Source organism: Mycobacterium sp. P4_H6, from assembly GCF_056400845.1.
The window spans coordinates 1-16,941 of sequence record NZ_JBFUKN010000004.1; the positions used below are offsets into that span (position 1 = coordinate 1).

Annotated in this window: 16 protein-coding genes and 1 pseudogene; 4 read left to right on the forward strand and 13 right to left on the reverse strand. The window is 68.2% G+C overall.

What is annotated here, in order from left to right:
• Positions 1-624 (reverse strand): annotated as a pseudogene (locus AC1DTF_RS02650) (glutamine--fructose-6-phosphate transaminase (isomerizing)); the annotation flags it as partial.
• 110 nt (positions 625-734) lie between these two features.
• Here AC1DTF_RS02650 and AC1DTF_RS02655 point away from each other — a divergent pair.
• From AC1DTF_RS02655 to AC1DTF_RS02670, 4 genes are all read left to right on the forward strand, one after another.
• Positions 735-1,577 (forward strand): dienelactone hydrolase family protein, encoded by an 843-nt coding sequence (locus AC1DTF_RS02655; RefSeq protein ID WP_057167128.1) that lies wholly within the window; start codon positions 735-737, stop codon positions 1,575-1,577.
• A gap of 47 nt (positions 1,578-1,624) precedes the next feature.
• Entirely contained in the window at positions 1,625-2,665 is a 1,041-nt protein-coding gene (locus AC1DTF_RS02660) for an LLM class F420-dependent oxidoreductase (RefSeq protein WP_057167127.1), read from the forward strand.
• A gap of 168 nt (positions 2,666-2,833) precedes the next feature.
• The gene (locus AC1DTF_RS02665) at positions 2,834-4,204 is read left to right on the forward strand and encodes a DEAD/DEAH box helicase (RefSeq protein ID WP_057167126.1); all 1,371 of its coding nucleotides are present in this window, start codon (positions 2,834-2,836) and stop codon (positions 4,202-4,204) included.
• Between the two features lie 111 nt (positions 4,205-4,315).
• A complete protein-coding gene (locus tag AC1DTF_RS02670) occupies positions 4,316-4,993 on the forward strand; it encodes a histidine phosphatase family protein (protein ID WP_477473016.1) in 678 nt (225 codons plus the stop codon).
• A 1-nt stretch (position 4,994) separates the two neighbouring features.
• Here the strand turns inward: AC1DTF_RS02670 and AC1DTF_RS02675 are convergent, their stop codons facing one another.
• From AC1DTF_RS02675 to AC1DTF_RS02730, 12 genes are all read right to left on the reverse strand, one after another.
• Positions 4,995-6,305 (reverse strand): hypothetical protein, encoded by a 1,311-nt coding sequence (locus tag AC1DTF_RS02675; protein ID WP_477472945.1) that lies wholly within the window; start codon positions 6,303-6,305, stop codon positions 4,995-4,997.
• Complete coding sequence (locus tag AC1DTF_RS02680; protein WP_477472946.1) at positions 6,302-6,607, reverse strand: type VII secretion target; 306 nt, start codon at positions 6,605-6,607, stop codon at positions 6,302-6,304. Before AC1DTF_RS02680 ends, AC1DTF_RS02675 begins: the two co-directional genes overlap by 4 nt.
• 49 nt (positions 6,608-6,656) lie before the next feature.
• The gene (gene glmM, locus AC1DTF_RS02685; protein ID WP_477472947.1) at positions 6,657-7,994 is read right to left on the reverse strand and encodes a phosphoglucosamine mutase; all 1,338 of its coding nucleotides are present in this window, start codon (positions 7,992-7,994) and stop codon (positions 6,657-6,659) included.
• Between the two features lie 157 nt (positions 7,995-8,151).
• Positions 8,152-8,643: a hypothetical protein gene (locus AC1DTF_RS02690; protein ID WP_156409148.1), complete on the reverse strand. Its 492-nt coding sequence runs from the start codon at positions 8,641-8,643 to the stop codon at positions 8,152-8,154.
• Between the two features lie 390 nt (positions 8,644-9,033).
• Positions 9,034-9,471, reverse strand: coding sequence for a 30S ribosomal protein S9 (rpsI, locus tag AC1DTF_RS02695; protein WP_477473017.1), 438 nt, complete (start codon positions 9,469-9,471; stop codon positions 9,034-9,036).
• Between the two features lie 92 nt (positions 9,472-9,563).
• Entirely contained in the window at positions 9,564-10,007 is a 444-nt protein-coding gene (gene rplM / locus AC1DTF_RS02700) for a 50S ribosomal protein L13 (protein WP_057167120.1), read from the reverse strand.
• A gap of 229 nt (positions 10,008-10,236) precedes the next feature.
• The gene (gene eutC / locus AC1DTF_RS02705) at positions 10,237-11,040 is read right to left on the reverse strand and encodes an ethanolamine ammonia-lyase subunit EutC (protein ID WP_477472948.1); all 804 of its coding nucleotides are present in this window, start codon (positions 11,038-11,040) and stop codon (positions 10,237-10,239) included.
• Between the two features lie 8 nt (positions 11,041-11,048).
• Entirely contained in the window at positions 11,049-12,458 is a 1,410-nt protein-coding gene (locus AC1DTF_RS02710; RefSeq protein ID WP_477472949.1) for an ethanolamine ammonia-lyase subunit EutB, read from the reverse strand.
• Positions 12,455-13,867 (reverse strand): ethanolamine permease, encoded by a 1,413-nt coding sequence (eat, locus tag AC1DTF_RS02715; protein WP_057167117.1) that lies wholly within the window; start codon positions 13,865-13,867, stop codon positions 12,455-12,457. The genes AC1DTF_RS02710 and eat overlap by 4 nt, the downstream gene beginning before the upstream one ends.
• A gap of 244 nt (positions 13,868-14,111) precedes the next feature.
• Positions 14,112-14,507, reverse strand: a complete 396-nt coding sequence (locus tag AC1DTF_RS02720; protein WP_477472950.1) for a glycerol dehydratase reactivase beta/small subunit family protein — start codon at positions 14,505-14,507, stop codon at positions 14,112-14,114.
• Positions 14,500-16,368 (reverse strand): diol dehydratase reactivase subunit alpha, encoded by a 1,869-nt coding sequence (locus tag AC1DTF_RS02725; protein WP_477472951.1) that lies wholly within the window; start codon positions 16,366-16,368, stop codon positions 14,500-14,502. Before AC1DTF_RS02725 ends, AC1DTF_RS02720 begins: the two co-directional genes overlap by 8 nt.
• Entirely contained in the window at positions 16,368-16,940 is a 573-nt protein-coding gene (locus AC1DTF_RS02730) for a propanediol/glycerol family dehydratase medium subunit (RefSeq protein WP_057167114.1), read from the reverse strand. Before AC1DTF_RS02730 ends, AC1DTF_RS02725 begins: the two co-directional genes overlap by 1 nt.
• Position 16,941 lies beyond the last annotated feature (1 nt).

Sequence of the window (16,941 nt, forward strand, 5' to 3'; positions counted from 1 at the left end):
GTATTCGATGAACGCTGCGACATCGGAGCCGATGAACATCTCGCCGTCACCGACGCCGACCACCAGCGGGGTGGAACGGCGGGCGGCGACGATGGTGCCGGGCTCGTCGGCGAAGGCGAAGACCAGGGTGAAATGACCCTCCAACCGCCGCAGCACCGACAGCACCGAGGCGACGAAATCTCCGGCGGTGTCCCCGGTGCGGTAGGCCTGGGCGACCAGGTGCACGGCGACCTCGGAGTCGGTGTCGCTGGCGAACTCGACGCCCGCGGTCTCCAACTCGGCGCGCAGGGCCGCGAAGTTCTCGATGATGCCGTTGTGCACGACGGCGAACTTGCCGCTGGCATCGCGGTGCGGATGGGCGTTGCGGTCGGTGGGACGGCCATGGGTGGCCCACCGGGTGTGCCCCATACCGGTCGTCCCGCCGAGGTCGCCCGCGTCGGCGTCCTTGAGGGCCTCTTCCAGATTGGCCAGCCGGCCCGCCCGTCGTTGCACGGTGAGTCCACCGGCGCCGTCGAGCAGTGCCACCCCCGAGGAGTCGTAGCCGCGGTATTCCATCCGCCGCAGCGCATCGACGACGACCTCGCAGGCAGGGCGCTGCCCGACATAGCCGACGATTCCACACATAGGGACCCAGGGTAGTGCAGCCGCCCTCGCAGCCCCGCCTTGCGCGGCGGCGAGGTGCTCATCGCCACAGTCGGCGATGACGGCCCGCAGGCGTCGACTAGGGTCTATGCGTGGCCAAGACGAAGAAACTCTTCGCTGCTCTGACCCGGCGCGGACCGCACCGCGTCCTGCGCGGAGACCTCGCTTTCGCCGGCCAGCCCGGCATCGTCTACACCCCTGAGTCGGGTCTGAGCCTGCCCGGTGTGGCGTTCGGCCACGATTGGCTGGCCGCCGCCGACCGCTATGCGGGCACCCTGGAGCACCTGGCGTCCTGGGGCATCGTGGCGGCCGCCCCCGACACCGAACGCTCACTGGCCCCATCGGCGCTCAATCTGGCCGTCGACCTGGGCACCACCTTGGACATTATCGCCGGGGTACGTCTGGGGCCAGGCCAGATCAGCGTGCATCCCGCCAAGCTGGGCGTCGTCGGCCACGGCTTCGGCGGATCGGCCGCGGTCTTCACCGCCGCCGGCCTGGGATCGCGACTGAAGGCCGCCGCGGCGCTGTTCCCCGCGGTCACCAGCCCACCCGCCGAACAGCCCGCCGCCGCRCTGACGCTGCCGGGCCTGATCCTGCGGGCACCTGGCGACACCACGGCCCTCAAATCCAATGCCGACGCACTCGCACACGCCTGGCCCGGAGCCATTCTGCGGACCGTGGCCAAGGCCGAGGCCGGCGGCCTCATCGAGGGACGCCGGCTGGCCAAGGCGGTCGGCCTGCCCGGCGCCGACAAGGGCACCCAGAAGGCGACCCGCGCGTTGCTGACCGGCTACCTGTTGTACGTACTGACCGGCGACAAGGAGTACCGCGACTTCGCCGATCCCGAGGTGGTGCTGCCCAAGACGGTGGCACCCGACCCGGAGGCCGCCCAGCCCTCGCTGGAGGACAAGGTCGTCGCGCTGCTGAAGGGCTGACGCCCTCGACGCACTCCCAACCAACCGGTTGGTGATATAACTCTTCCATGCGCACAGGAATCTTCCTCAGCTATGCGGGCGGCTTCAAACAGGCCGTCGAGCAGGTCGTCGAACTGGAAAAGGTCGGCGTCGACATCGCGCTGGTGGCCGAGGCCTATTCCTATGACGCCATCAGCCAGCTCGGATACCTGGCGGCCAAGACCTCGACGATCGAACTCGGGTCCGGCGTCGTGCCCATCTACGTGCGCACCCCCACCCTGCTGGCCATGACCGCAGCCGGCCTGGACTACGTGTCCGACGGGCGCTTCCGGCTCGGCATCGGCACGTCGGGCCCACAGGTGATGGAGGGCTTCCACGGCGTCCCGTTCGACGCCCCGATGGGCCGTACCCGTGAGGTTGTCGAAATCTGCAGGCAGGTGTGGCGCCGCGAGAAGGTGAATTACGACGGCAAGCACTACCAGATCCCGCTGCCCGAGGGTCGCGGCACCGGGCTCGGCAAGCCGCTGCGCCTCATCAATCACCCTGTGCGAGAGAATATCCCGATCACCATCGCGGCACTGGGGCCGAAAAACGTTGAGCTGACCGCAGAAATCGCCGAGGGCTGGCAGCCGGTGTTCTTCTACCCGGAGAAGTCCGACGAGGTGTGGGGTGACGCCCTGCGCGCCGGCTATGCCAAGCGCGATCCCGCCCGCGGCCCATTGGACATCATGGTCAGCGCCAGCCTCGCCATCGGCGATGACGTCGAGGACCGGCTGGCCTGGGCCAAACCGCAACTGGCGCTGTACATCGGCGGCATGGGCGCCAAGGGCAAGAACTTCTACCACAACCTGGCCACCCGATACGGGTTCGGCGAGGTCGCCGACCACATCCAGGACCTGTTCCTGGCGGGCAAGAAGGACGAGGCGATCGCCGCGGTGCCCGACGAGCTGGTGCGCCACGTGTCGCTGGTCGGACCGCGCGGATTCGTGAAGGAACGGCTGGCTGCCTACAAGGAGGCCGGCGTCACGACGATGCTGGTCCATCCACTGGCCACCGACGAGGCCGAGGCCGTGCGATTCACCGAGGAATTGGTGACGCTCACCTCATAGTTTCCGGCATTGGGCTTCCTTGGGTATCCTGGGTGACAGCGGCATCGTCTGTTCTGCCTTTTGCCGCTTCGCCAAGGCCAGTTCTTGAGCCTTGCTCGATCGTCACACCGAGAGCCGCGGGAACCATCCGCGCCGGGCAGGACGACCATTCCTATCCATGGAGCATTCTTGTCTACGTTTGCCGACTTCGGCCTGCCCGAAGCCGTTGTCAACACACTCACTGCCGCAGGCATCGAGTCCCCTTTCCCCATTCAGTCCGCGACACTTCCCGATTCGCTGGCCGGCCGCGATGTGCTCGGCCGCGGTCGCACCGGATCCGGTAAGACCTACGCATTCCTGCTTCCGGTCGTCGCCCGCCTGGCCGCCTCGGACACGCCGCGGCGTGCCGGTCGGCCGCGTGCGCTGATCCTGGCGCCGACCCGCGAGCTGGCCACCCAGATCGACGCGTCGCTCGCACCGTTGGCCAAGGCCACCGGCCTGCGTTCGGTGACCGTGTTCGGCGGCGTCAGCGCCGGGCCGCAGATCCAGAAGCTGCGCGACGGTGTCGATATCGTCATCGCCTGCCCCGGCCGGCTGGAAGACCACGTGAAGTCCGGTCATGCCGACCTGTCCGCGGTGCAGATCACCGTGCTCGACGAGGCCGATCACATGGCCGACCTCGGCTTCCTGCCTCCGGTGAAGCGCCTGCTCGACCGCACACCGCGCGACTGCCAGCGGCTGCTGTTCTCGGCCACCCTCGATGGTGGCGTCGACGTGCTGGTCCAGCGCTACCTGCGCGACCCGATCGTGCACAGCGTCGACTCCGAGAATTCACCGGTCTCCACCCTGGTGCACCACGTCCTGCACGTGGATGGCGCAGCGCGTTTCGACGTGCTGGCCGACCTGGCCGCATCGCCGGGCCGCACCATCGTGTTCGCCCGCACCAAGTACGGCGCCAAAGGCCTTGCTCGCAAGCTGAATTCACGTGGCGTGCCGGCAGTTGAACTGCACGGCAACCTTTCCCAGAACGCCCGTACCCGCAATCTCGGGGCGTTCTCCGATGGCTCCGCCTCGGTGCTGGTCGCCACCGATATCGCCGCACGCGGTATCCACGTCGACGACGTCAACCTGGTGGTGCACGCCGACCCGCCGGTCGAGCACAAGGCCTACCTGCACCGGTCCGGGCGTACCGCCCGCGCCGGTAACGACGGCACCGTGGTGACCCTGATGGTCGACGATCAGGTCGCCGATGTGCGGGTGCTGACCCGCAAGGCCGGCGTCAAGCCGACCATCACCAAGTTCAGCGGCGCCTCACACCCGGTGCTGCAGGAGATCGCCCCCGGCGAGCGTTCCTTCACCGGCGGTCTCGTGATCGAGACCCCGGAAGCACCTGCACGCACCTCGCAGCAGCCCGGACGCCGCCGCAGGCCCCAGCGCCACAACGGTGCCGGCGGCGCAGCTCCGGCCGGCTCGGGCCACACCGGCGGCGGTCGCTCCAGTGGCGGTCGCGGCGGACAGCGCCGCACCGGTTCCGGAACGGCGCGCACCGGTTCGCGCTAGCTTTTGCAATGAGATCGGCGACATGGTCGCGGCTGAATTTTCAGTCGCGACCGTGTTGTCTCTCTGAAAGGATCTCCCGTGGCCCGGAGCAGCAGCACGCGCACAGCGGTCATGTTGGTGATCGCGCTGACCCTGTCGATCGGCGCAGCGCCGGTGGCCCTCGCGCAGCTGCGCGACATCACCCTCACCCTGGTCCGCCACGCGCAGTCCGCGGGCAACGCCTCCGGTCTCATCGACACCTCGACCCCCGGGCCGGTACTCACCGAACTGGGCGTGCACGAGGCGGAGTCCGTCGCCGGCGCGCTACGGGGCAAGGGCCAGACCTACGACGCCATCTTCGCGTCGACCATGGTCCGGACCCAGCAGACCGCACAGCCGATGGCGGCGGCTCTCCATGAACCGGTCGTGGTGTTGCCGGGCCTGCGCGAGATCGAAGCCGGCAACTACGAGGGCCTGCCCGAGGCCGAGGCGGGCACCACCTACTTCCACGCACCCCTACAGTGGCTGCGTGGTGATCGCGCCGCGCGCATACCGGGTTCGATCGACGGCAATGAATTCGACGCCCGGTACGACGAAGCCGTCGAGACCATGTACCGGGACACCATCGGCGACCCGGACCCCAACGTCCTTGCCTACTCGCACGGGGCCGCCATCATGATGTGGGTCGCCATGAACGTGCGCGGAGTGGACACGGCGTCTCTGGCGACCACACCGCTGCAGAACACCGGATACTTTGTGATACGCGGCAATCCGGCCGACGGCTGGGACCTGGTCACCCGCAGCCCCTAGCTCACGGCCCGACCTGCGGCAGTTCGTCGGCGGCGATCTCGCAGGGCGTGTCGGACGGCACCGGCTCGGCGGGCGGTTCGGCCACCGGCGTCGGCGCCAACGGTTCCGGCGGCACCGCAACGGGCACAACGTTTTCCACCGGCACCTCCTCCTCGGCAGGCTGCTCCCCCGGTTCCGCCACGGATGTCTCGTCCTCCAGCGGTTCCTCCTCCTCGGCGTCTTCGTCGTCCACGTCGCCCTCGTCCTCGATCCCGTCCAGGTCGTCTGGCTCGGTGTCCTCCGGGACATCGTCGGTGAGGGAGTCCAGATCACCGGCAGCCCCCAGACTTTCGCCGAGTCCGTCACCGCCGGAACCGAACAGGCTGCCCAGCAGGTCGGCGAAGGACTGTCCGAGACCGGACAGTCCCGACATGCCCGACATGCCCGACATGCCCGGACCGAGCGGCGAAGCGGCAGTCGGCATGGGTGCCGCGGCCATCGGATCCAGCGCCGCCGGTGGGTGCGCAGGTGGCGCCGCCAATGGCGGTGCCATCGGGACGGCAGGGGCCTGAGCGGGGGCCGCACCCGCAGGTACCGGGCCCGCAACATACCCGGCCGGCGCCACCGGAGCCGGGGATGACGGACCGGAAACCGACTCGGCGACAGAAGGTTCGGTCACCGACAGGCCGGGTCGCTCGAACACGACCGAGGCCTCCGCAACGATCGCTGCAACGGCATCGCGGTACGCCTGCCGGACCGCCGACTCGGTGTCCCGCATCGCGCAAACCCAGTCGAGGGCAATATCGTTGGCCACGAACGGCGCGACCTGCATGTCCACCATTTCGCTGGCGCCGGCCCGGTCCCCGGTTCCGGTCGTCACGATGCGGGATGCGCTCAACCATTCGGCCCTCATCCCCCGCGCCTCGATGTCCTGCGCGGTGCCGACCTTGGCATCGATCAACTGCCGCAGCCGGTTTCGCAGGTCCGTGAGCGCGGCCGCGGCGCCGCGCAGCCCGTCGAGGGAGGTGGCCGCCGCTTCCGCGTGGCGCGCCAGGTGATCGGCGGCCGCCTCGGCTCCGGCACCCCGCCATGCCGTGGCCAGCGCTCGCCGTGCCTGTTCCTGCAGCAGCAGTGCCCCCTCGGCTCCGGCGACGGCTGCCGACAGCGTGCGATTGTCGTCATCCAGCGCCTGCAGGTCCATACCGTCCTCGGCGGTGTACGCGGCGTGCAGGCCGGCCGGCTCCGGCGCCGAATGCCCGAGCAGGCGACAGGCCCGCGCATACTCGGTCATCACCTCGACCGCGGGCGCTCCCGCTTCCAGCACGTCCATCATCCGATCCGGCGTGCGGCGCGGTCATCGATCTGCGCGTAATCCTCGGCGGAAACCCGAAGCTGCGAAGCTATTTCGCGGCAGCTGCGCGACCAGCCGCGCAGTGCGCCGATGGTGTGCTCGACAGACCGGCGCACCTCGCCGCCTCCGTCGGTGTACTCCCGGCCGGCGCGCGTACCGGAGAACGTCAGCGCTGCCTGGCATCGCTGCAACGCGCTGTCCACCTGGTCGGCGGCGTTGTCGTAGCGGTGCGCGATATCGAGTACCGCGGCGGCATCCATCCGGGCAGAGTCGAAAAGTCCCATACCCGAATTGGACGCAGCGGCGCCCGGTTCGGTTCCCCTCCGGCAGAGACTATTTCTGTTGGCTGACCGATTCGGCGACCCGCACCGCGAGCTGGCGGGCGGTGTCCGCGTCGGCGGCTTCCACCATCACCCGGACGACCTGCTCGGTGCCCGACGGGCGTAGCAGGATCCGGCCGGTGTCACCCAGTTCGGCCTCGGCCGCAGCGACCGCGGTCCGCACCGTGTCGGTCTGGGCAACGGTCGCCTTGTCGGCGACGGCGACATTGATCAGCACCTGCGGCAAGGTCTGCATCGGCTCGCACAGCTGGGCAAGTGTGGAGCCGGTCTGCGCCATCCGCGACATCAGCCGCAGCCCGGTGACGATCCCGTCGCCGGTGGTGCCGAAGCTCGGCAACACGATGTGACCCGACTGTTCGCCACCCAGCGAGAACTCACCGGCCCGCAGTTCCTCGAGCACGTACCGGTCACCGACCGCGGTGGTACGGACCTCGATACCGGCCGCCCGCATCGCCAGGTGCAGTCCCAGATTGCTCATCACGGTGGCGACCAGGGTGTTGGAGGCCAACTCGCCGGCTTCCTGCATGGCCAGCGCCATCATCACCATGATGGCGTCACCGTCGATCAGCTCACCGGCGGCGTCGACGGCCAGGCAACGGTCGGCGTCGCCGTCATGGGCCAGGCCCAGATCGGCGCCGTGCGTGACGACGGCGGCCTGCAGCTCCTCCATATGGGTGGATCCGCAGCCGTCGTTGATATTGAGCCCGTTGGGCGCGGCGTTCAGGGTGATGACCTCGGCGCCGGCCGCGCGGTACGCCAGCGGGGCGGCGGTATAGGCGGCGCCATTGGCACAGTCGACCACCACTTTGACCCCGTCAAGCCTGGTGGTGACGGCTTTGGCGACGTGCCGCAGATAGCGGTCCAGGGCGTCCTCGGCATCGACGACCCGCCCGATGCCACCACCGAGTGGACGGACGCCCGGACCGGAGGTCAACAGTTCATCGATGCGGTCCTCGGTGGCGTCGTCGAGCTTGTGCCCGCCGGGGCCGAAGATCTTGATGCCGTTGTCGGGCATCGGATTGTGCGACGCGGAGATCATGATGCCGAAATCCGCGTCATAGGCGCTGGTCAGATAGGCCACCGCGGGAGTGGGGAGCACCCCGACACGTAACGCATCGATGCCCTCACTGGTCAGGCCGGCGATCACCGCGGCCTCCAGCATTTCACCACTGGCGCGCGGGTCGCGCCCCACCACGGCGACCCTGCGCCGGGAGCCGCCGGCAGATCCCAGCCGCCGGGCAGCGGCAGCGCCCAGTGCGAGCGCCAACTCGGCGGTCAGGTCGAGATTGGCGACTCCGCGCACGCCGTCGGTGCCGAACAGTCGAGCCATGCCCACAAATTTCTCACACGAGACGCCCAAAGAGCCAACTGGCAACCCCTGAACCCGTGTCGGCGCCCGATCGATACCCGCTCGTGGCCGGAACGGACCACCGCCCGCACCCTGGCGGGTACGGGCGGTGGGGATGCTGCTGGTCGACCTGATCTGACTACCCGACAGGGGCAGGAACTGGGGTCGTGGTGGTGGGCGTCACCGGAGATTCGGAACCCTCGATCGCAGGCTCCTCGTCGCCGGTCACGTCATCGGGTGCGGGCGCCTCGGTCTCCGTCGCGGGCTCCTCGGAGAAGGAAGCCCCCTCGGCGGTACCCGGCGCATCGATCACACCGGAGGAACCGTCCTCGACGGTGGCGGTGTTCTGCCGGAAGTCGACGGCACCGATGTCGTTGTTGCACACGCTCTGCTGCGCGCCACTGGCGTCGACGCTCTCGGCGACGGTGGAGATCGTGGTGGCATCGCTGTCGCAGACACCTGCGGCGATCTGGGTGGCCGTCTCAAGGGGCACACCGGTGAGAACGCCGGCGGTGCCGATGGCGAGGTCCACACGTCCGTCGCCGGGCTCGGCGTTGGCCGCTGCGGCTCCTCCGAACAGAAGCAGTGCGCTACCAAGGGCGGCACCGGCGGTCACTCGCGTAAAGGTCATCTTGTTCATATTCATCCTTTCAGTCAGCGAAGCGGTGCCGGTCCCCCACGAGCTGACTGACTCGTACCGACGGCAGATTCTCTGCCTGGGCGCATGCTGCAGCGCCCCCGCTCCACACCCAAGGTGGTCCAGCGCCGCACGCAGTGTCAAACCCACCCCGCAAACATCGGCGTCAGGGCCAACATATCGCCGAGGCTCGAAAATTCGCTGCGGGCGAGGGCCTTGCAAGGCAAAACGCCGAGATGAACAGTGACGGACCCGGCGAGGTCGGCACCCCCGACGCCTTTACCCACACCCTGCGGCGAAGACATCAGCTAACAAGGTCACGATAAAAAGAAACCGCCGGGTGTGGATCGGAATCCACACCCGGCGGTGCCAAGACTGAACAGATCAGCGCTTGCTGTACTGCGGAGCCTTACGGGCCTTCTTGAGGCCGTACTTCTTGCGCTCGATGGCACGCGGGTCACGCGTGAGGAAGCCGGCCTTCTTCAGGGCCGGACGGTCCTCGGGCTGCACGATGATCAGTGCACGCGCGATGGCCAGACGCAGTGCGCCGGCCTGCCCGGACGGGCCACCACCGTCGAGGTGGGCGTAGATGTCGAAGCTGTCCACGCGATCCACGGTCACCAGCGGAGCCTTGATCAGCTGCTGATGCACCTTGTTCGGGAAGTAGGCCTCCAGGGTGCGGCCGTCCAGATGGAACTTGCCGGTGCCGGGCACCAGGCGCACCCGGACGACGGCCTCTTTACGGCGGCCGACCGTCTGGATGGGGCGGTCGATGTAGATCGGCTCGCGCGGAGCGGCTTCCTCGACTGCGGCTTCCACGATGACGGTCTCGTCGGCGGTTTCGGTCGCCTCAGGCGCCTGCACGGCGTCTTCGGTCACTTCCACCTCGACAACCTCGGTCTCGTTCACTTCGGTCACTGGGCCACCTGCTTGATCTCGAACGGAATCGGCTGCTGCGCGGCATGCGGATGCTCCGGGCCGGCGTACACCTTCAGCTTCTTCTGAACCTGGCGACTCAGCTTGTTGTGCGGCAGCATCCCGATGATCGCGTTCTCCACGACACGGGTGGGGTGCTTCTCCAGCAGCTCGCCGATGGTGCGCTTGCGCAGACCGCCCGGGTAACCCGAGTGGCTGTAAGCGAACTTGTTGGTGAGCTTGTCGCCGCTGACGGCGATCTTCTCGGCGTTGATGACGATGACGAAGTCGCCACCGTCGACGTTGGGCGTGAATGTCGGCTTGTGCTTGCCGCGCAGCAGCTTGGCTGCTTCGACGGCGAGACGGCCGAGCACCACGTCTTGGGCGTCGATGACGTACCACGAACGCGTGGTGTCACCCGCCTTCGGCGTGTAAGTAGGCACAGTGCTTACCTTCTACTCTCGGGTTACGGTGCCGGTCAGGCGGACGCGCTCAGGGTTACCCGGCGACCGACGTTGACCCGGGACCCGTATGCCCGGATGGGCAGCACACGCCAACGGAGGAGCTTACCGGCCGCCATCCGCCCAGGTCAAAACGCGGTTCCTGGGGACCATTGTGGGCTTGTGTGCGAAGAATCGGCCGGAAGTGACACACGAGCCGACACTCGCCCGATCAGAGTTCAGCAGTGTCGGTCTCGTTGAGCGCGTCGAGCCGCGAGGTGTCCTTGAGCGCGACGCCGGATCGCCCCAGGGCCAGCGCCCCGCCGATCAGGCCTGCGGCCACCCGCGCCGCCTCGGCGTAGCCCAACCCGTCGGGCGGATGGATATTGGAGATGCAGTTGCGGTCGGCGTCGGTGCGGCCGGGCCGGGGCAGGTGCGTCAAATAGATGCCGAGGCTGTCGGCGACGCTCAGACCGGGACGTTCCCCGATGATCAGCACCAGTGTGCGTGCGCCCTGCGCCGCCGCGATGTGATCGCCGAGCGCGACGCGGGCCTGGGTGGCGATCACCGGTGGGGCCAGGGTGTACCGGTCACCCAGCCGCCCCACCAGGGCTTTCAGCAGGGCGGCGCCGTGGTGGCTCAGCGCGGTGGGCGACAGTCCGTCGGCCAGCACGAAGCCGATATCGGCGGGCGCGCTGGGTACCTGCATGTCCTCGGCGGGCATCCGGCCCAGATCCGGGCGGCGCAGGTACWCCTCGCGCGTGCTCGCCCTGCTGGTCACGACCACCGGGTCACCGATCCCGGCCTCGCGCACCGCGGCGGCGAGGGCATCGGTGTCCAGCGGGATGTGCACGGCGTCGCGGGCCGCGGCATGCGCGGCCGCCAGCGCCAGGACCTCACGGGTGGGCAGGGCATTGCCGGCCCGGCCCAGCCCGATCCTGGCCTGGGTGGTCTTGCGCAGTTCGGCCCAGAACTCCTGGACCGCCGAATCACCCTCCCGGGTCGGAATGTCGGCGGCATCACTACTACTACTCACAGCGCTCCTCATGTAGCAGAGGTGAGCGCACGCAACGGTGAGTGCGTCAGATCGAACGGTGTCAGACGGCCGGCCTCGTCGACCATCCCGACCTTGCGCAGCCAGGCCTCGAACTCCGGGGCCGGCCGCAGTCCCAGGGTGCGGCGGGTGGTGAGCACGTCGTGGAAGGACAGGCTCTGATAGCCCAGCATCACGTCATCGGCTCCCGGCACGGTGATCACGAACGCCGCGCCGGCCGCCGCCAGCAGCGTCAGCAGGGTGTCCATGTCGTTCTGGTCGGCCTCGGCGTGGTTGGTGTAGCAGACATCCACGCCCATGGGCAGCCCGAGCAGCTTGCCGCAGAAGTGGTCTTCCAGCCCGGCCCGGATGATCTGCTTGCCGTCATAGAGGTATTCCGGCCCGATGAAACCGACGACGGTGTTGACCAGCAACGGGTTCAGGTCGCGCGCGACGGCGTAGGCCCGCGTCTCCAGGGTCTGCTGGTCGACCGGTTTGCCGCCGACACCCAGGTGGGTGTGTGAACTGAGCGCCGAGCCCTGCCCGGTCTCCAGGTACATCACGTTGTCACCGACGGTGCCGCGTCCCAGGCTCATCGCGGCGTCGCGTCCCTCCCGCAGCAGTGCGATGTCCACGCCGAAGGCGGAGTTCGCGCCCTCGGTCCCGGCGATGGACTGGAACACCAGGTCGACGGGCGCCCCGTTCTCGATCAACCCGATGGTGGTGGTGATGTGCGACAGCACGCAGGACTGCACCGGAATGTCGTAGCGGGTGCGGATGGAGTCCAGCAGCACCAACAGGTCGGCGGTGGCCTGCGGAGAGTCGGTCGCCGGGTTGATGCCGAGCACCGCATCCCCGCAGCCCAGTAGCAGCCCGTCCAGGACGGCCGCGGCGATACCGCGCGGGTCGTCGGTCGGATGGTTGGGCTGCAGCCGGGTCGCGAGCGTGCCGGGCAGGCCGATGGTGGTGCGGAACGACGCGGTGACCCGGGTGGCCGCCGCGACCGCGATGAGATCCTGGTTGCGCATGATCTTGCTGACCGCGGCCACCATCTCCGGAGTCAGCCCCGGGGCGACGGCCGCGATGCGCGTGGCGCTGTCGTCATGCGCGGAAGTCTCCAGCAGCCAGTCCCGCAGGCCGCCCACCGTCAGTCCCGATATCGCCGAAAAGGCTTGACGGTCATGGGTATCCATGATCAGCCGGGTGACCTCGTCGGTCTCGTAGGAGACGATCTCCTGATTGAGAAAAGTGTCCAGCGGCAGGTCTGCGAGCACCCACGCGGCGGCCGCGCGTTCGGCATCGTGCTCGGCGGCGCACCCGGCGAGCTGGTCGCCCGAGCGCAGCGGTGTGGCCTTGGCCATCACCTCCACGAGTCCGTCGAAGGCGTAGTTCACGCCGGAGACCTGCTGCCGGTAGATCACTTGAGCTCGTCCTCCGCCCGCGCCAGCATGGCGAATTCCTCATCGGGCGAGTTGGCCACCAGCTTGTGCCGGCTGTAGAACGCGAAATACAGCATGAATGCGGCGAAGACAGCCAGGCACCAGCCCGCGGCGACCGGGTCGACCAGGAAGGTGGCGATGACGGCGAACACCCCGATGACGAGGGCGAAGCCGGTGGTGGCGACACCGCCGGGGGTGCGATACGGCCGCGGCATATCCGGCTCGCGGCGGCGCAACACGATATGGCTGATCATCATCAGGACGTAGCTCAGCGCCGCACCGAAGACCGCCATGTTCAGCAGCATCGCGCCCTGCCCTGTCAGCGACAGCACGAACCCGATGATCCCGGGCACGATGAGCGCCAGCATGGGCGCCTTGCGCGAGTTGGTGACCGACAGCACCCTGGGCAGATATCCGGCCCGCGACAGCGCGAACAGCTGTCGCGAGTAGGCGTAGATGATGGAGAAGAAGCTGGCGATCAGGCCCGCCAGACCGATGTAGTTGACGATCTTGGCGGCGGTGCCGTCGCCGAGCGCCTCGACCAGTGGGTTACCCGATGACGACATCGCCGCCGCACCGCCGGCGCCGGTGGTGAGGATCAGCACGGCGGCGCAGGTGACCAGCAGGACGCCCATGCCGGCGATGATGCCGCGCGGCACGTTGCGTTCGGGGTTGGCGGTCTCCTCGGCGGCCAGCGGCACGCCTTCGATCGCCAGGAAGAACCAGATGGCGAACGGGAAGGCGGCCCAGATGCCGAGGTAACCGTTGGGCAGCCAGCTGGAGGCGCCGGCGGCGCTCTCGTCGACGGCCATGTCGGTCAGGTTGGCGACATCGAAGTGCCCCACGGCGGCGATGGCGAACACCAGCAGACCGACCAGTGCGATGGCGGTGATCACGAACATCACCTTGAGCGCCTCACCCACACCGGCCAGATGGATGCCGATGAAGATGGCGTAGGCCACCAGGTACACCCACCAACCGTCGGTGATGCCGAACAGCCCCAGCGACTCGACATAGGCCCCGATGAAGGTGGCGATGGCCGCAGGCGCGATGGCGTACTCGATGAGAATGGCTGTGCCGGTGGCAAAACCACCCCACGGGCCCATCGCGCGGCGCGCGAAGGTGTAGCCGCCACCGGCGGCCGGCAGCGCCGAGGACAGCTCGGCCATGCCCAGCACCAGCGCCAGGTACATGCCCGCGATGATGACCGCGGCGATCGCGAGACCGCCGAACCCGCCCTGCTCCAGGCCGAAGTTCCAGCCCGAGTAGTCGCCGGAAATGACATAGCTGATGCCGAGACCTGCCAGCAACACCCAGCCCGCGGTGCCCGATTTGAGCTGACGCTTCTGCAGATAGTCCGCACTCTCGAGGTGTTCTTCAACACCGGCCACTTGGAACTCCTTCGTTCACAGTGCAATCAAGTCTTTTCTGAATTTCACGACGCTGCCTGACTACTGCCAGCCTCGGGCTGACCGGGAAGGCGTGGCGGCAACCGAAACCTTGCGAGATGCTCCTGCCCGRCCACGGACTTCCAGCGTTCGACTGCTCAACTCCGGGCAGCCTAAAGGTCTGATACCCAACCTTTGATACAGCAGTATCGTCCGTTAAGGCTGCCGTGTCCAGCCCAACATGGCCTCAAACGTGGCCGAGGTGATGATCGGTCAGCGACTTCAGCGGCAGTCCGGCCACGATGCGGGCGGCGTTGTGCCCCATGGTCCGCGCCGCGGCGTCCGGCGTTCCGGCAGTCAGTTCGAACACCGGTTGCGCGAGCTTCGCGTGGCATACACAGATATCCCCCGCCGCGCTGACGCCCACCCCGACCTGCAGCGGTGATTGCATTGCGGCCCGCACGGCGAGATCTGCTGCGGCGATGCCACGATCGGCGTCGGCCACCGGCTGCACCGACGACGGCACGCCCTCCTCCTCTATCCCCGCCAGCACCTCACGCACCGGGGGCCCGGCGCCGTCACTGAGTACGACGATCACCGGCCGGGACGGCTGGCCACCGCGGCCGGTGGACCTTTCAGCCACTGTCGCTCACCAGCACGCCGGCAGATCGGCCCGCGTAGGAGGCGACAAGGCCGGACGCCACCGCATTGCGCGGCCCCTCGGTGCCGCGGATGTTGCCTGTGCCGCAGACGATCCCATACGGGGCCAGGGCATCCGCGATGAGCTGCGGGATCTCGAAATCCAGGGCGCAGCCACCCAGCAGCACCACGAAGCCGATCTGACGCAGATCTCCGCCCGGAGCGACCGTGCGCAACGAACGCAGCGCATTGACGACGAAGATGCGTTCCTTGGCGGTCCGCCGGACGGTTCTGATCCGCTCCATCGAATGCCGTCCCGGAATCGGGTTCATGCTGTGCCCATCGAGGGTGACCACCCGGGCAAATGCCGTTGCCGGCAGCGGCTTCTCGAAGAACTGCACGGTGCCGTTCTCCAGCCGGACATGGAAGAAGCTCTCGGCCTTGCCGAGTGGGCATCGTTTGATGTCCTCGGCCAGTTCCAGATTGTCCAGGCCGAGTTCGGCATCGATGAGCTTGGTGACCAGATCGCCCGCCCCGGCAAGGTGCACCGCCTCGATCGAACCGTCGATCTCGATCAGCGCCGCGTCGGTGGATCCGCCGCCGAGGTCGAGCACGACGAGCGGTTTGTCGGTGCCGGGGGTGGTGAGGGCACCGAGCACCGCCATCTCGGCCTCGACCCCGCCCACGATGACCTCGACATCTTCGGCTCCGCCGGCACGCAGGCGGTCGGCCACCGCGGCGGCCACCGCCTGCATTCCGCTGTCCCGGGTGCGCACCATCGCGGCGAGTGCCACTGCGTTCTCCAGCGCCACCTCCCCGGCCACACCGCCGCGAACCTCCTGCGGGACAAAGGTGTCCACCGCAAGCAGGTCCTTGATGTGTACGTCGGCGACGGCGTGATCGGAGAGGTCGGCCATACTCTGGCGCACGTTCGCGATCATGCCGCCAGTGTTGGTGCCCGCCTCGCCGCTGACATCGGCCAACGGGCTGACCCGCTCGACGGCGGACATGATCTCGACGGCGCCGCGCGACACGTCGACTGTCGCACGACGGCTCTCGCCCTTGAGTTCGAGGGATCCCGCCGGAATGGTGCGATCGGCGACATCGCCGGCGGGTGTGCGGACGACCACCGCGGAGCGGTTCCCGGTCAGCGCCCGGGCCACCGGTGACACCACCCTGGTGGCTGCCGCATCGAGTTCGAAAATGGTGGCCAGCCCGTAGGCATTGGACAGGGTTCGGATGGACTGGCCCGGTCCGGCGACCTCCACCGCTGCCAACATGCCCAGCGGCACGGCATCGATACGCGACACCTCGTCGATCACCGGGATGGCGCCGTCCAGCCGGTTGACCACCAGGACGGCATCGTCGTTCCCGAGGATCGCCGCGGCCACCGCGACACCGCGACGGGTCGCGGCGTTGATCTGTCCCGCCGCGACCTCGAAGTCCACACCTCTGGGTACGACGACGATCACCGGTTCCGCCGTGGAGGTTTCGGCGAGCGCATCGAAACCGACGGTGGTGCCGACGCCCAAGCCGCGGCCACCCGGGGTGCGCGGGTCATGCCCGATCATCGTCGACTCGGTGATGATGGTCTCGGTGATGGTCTCCATCGCCATCCCGCTGATCACCGGGGTCGCCTCGTTGAGCAGCACGACGTCGAGATCGCCCACCGCGACACCTGCCACCCGCAGTGCGCGTTCGACCACATCGGCCACGCCGTCGACATTGCGCGGGGTGCCCTTGACGCCCGTGGTGGGCGCCAGGGCAGCCCCGAGGTACTGCACCGACCCGTCGGGTCCGATCGTCGCGGCGCTGGCCTCCGTCGTCGAGTTGCCGATGTCGACACCGACAACGGTCTGCGACATCAGTTCGCCAGGGCTTCAGCGAACTGCGGCACCACCTCGACCGGCTTTGCACCCTTGACGATCTGCTCGGTCTCCTTGAGATGCAGCAGGGCCGCCTTGGCCTGCCAGCGCGGCCGGGCCATCTGATCGTTCAGCGTCGGAACGGGTTCGGGTGATTCGCCTTTGGCGTACTGGGCCGCATTCGAGCCGACCTGCCGGTAGGTCTCCAGCGTCATCAGCGGGCTCTGCGGGAACAGTTCCAGGCTCGACAGCCGCGGCAGATCCCGCTGGTGGATCATCGTGGTGCCGCGGGACAGCAGGCCGATCGCGATACCGGATCCGGACAGCTTCGCCGCGGTGTGCGCGACGACGGCCAGGTCGCTGCTGTGCCGGATCCGCACGATGCGTGCCGACACCTCCTGCTCCTCGATACCGGCGAGAATCTGGCGGATCACATCGGCGTGCGACATCCCGGTGATGGTCTGGCTGAAGAAATCGGCGAACGCCGGCGAGATTCCCACCAGCACCTCATCGGTCCGCTTCCCCGACTCGGCCGGCTTCTCATCGACGAAAGTGAGTACCCTTTCCGACATT

What these genes read in the sequence shown, in the direction of transcription:
- AC1DTF_RS02660 (WP_057167127.1), top strand. Translation starts at nt 1,625, where the DNA reads ATGCGCACAGGAATCTTCCTCAGCTATGCGGGCGGCTTCAAACAGGCC.
- AC1DTF_RS02670 (WP_477473016.1), top strand. Translation starts at nt 4,316, where the DNA reads ATGTTGGTGATCGCGCTGACCCTGTCGATCGGCGCAGCGCCGGTGGCC.
- AC1DTF_RS02675 (WP_477472945.1), bottom strand. Translation starts at nt 6,305, where the DNA reads ATGATGGACGTGCTGGAAGCGGGAGCGCCCGCGGTCGAGGTGATGACC.
- AC1DTF_RS02680 (WP_477472946.1), bottom strand. Translation starts at nt 6,607, where the DNA reads ATGGGACTTTTCGACTCTGCCCGGATGGATGCCGCCGCGGTACTCGAT.
- glmM (WP_477472947.1), bottom strand. Translation starts at nt 7,994, where the DNA reads ATGGCTCGACTGTTCGGCACCGACGGCGTGCGCGGAGTCGCCAATCTC.
- AC1DTF_RS02690 (WP_156409148.1), bottom strand. Translation starts at nt 8,643, where the DNA reads ATGACCTTTACGCGAGTGACCGCCGGTGCCGCCCTTGGTAGCGCACTG.
- AC1DTF_RS02725 (WP_477472951.1), bottom strand. Translation starts at nt 16,368, where the DNA reads ATGTCGCAGACCGTTGTCGGTGTCGACATCGGCAACTCGACGACGGAG.
- AC1DTF_RS02730 (WP_057167114.1), bottom strand. Translation starts at nt 16,940, where the DNA reads ATGTCGGAAAGGGTACTCACTTTCGTCGATGAGAAGCCGGCCGAGTCG.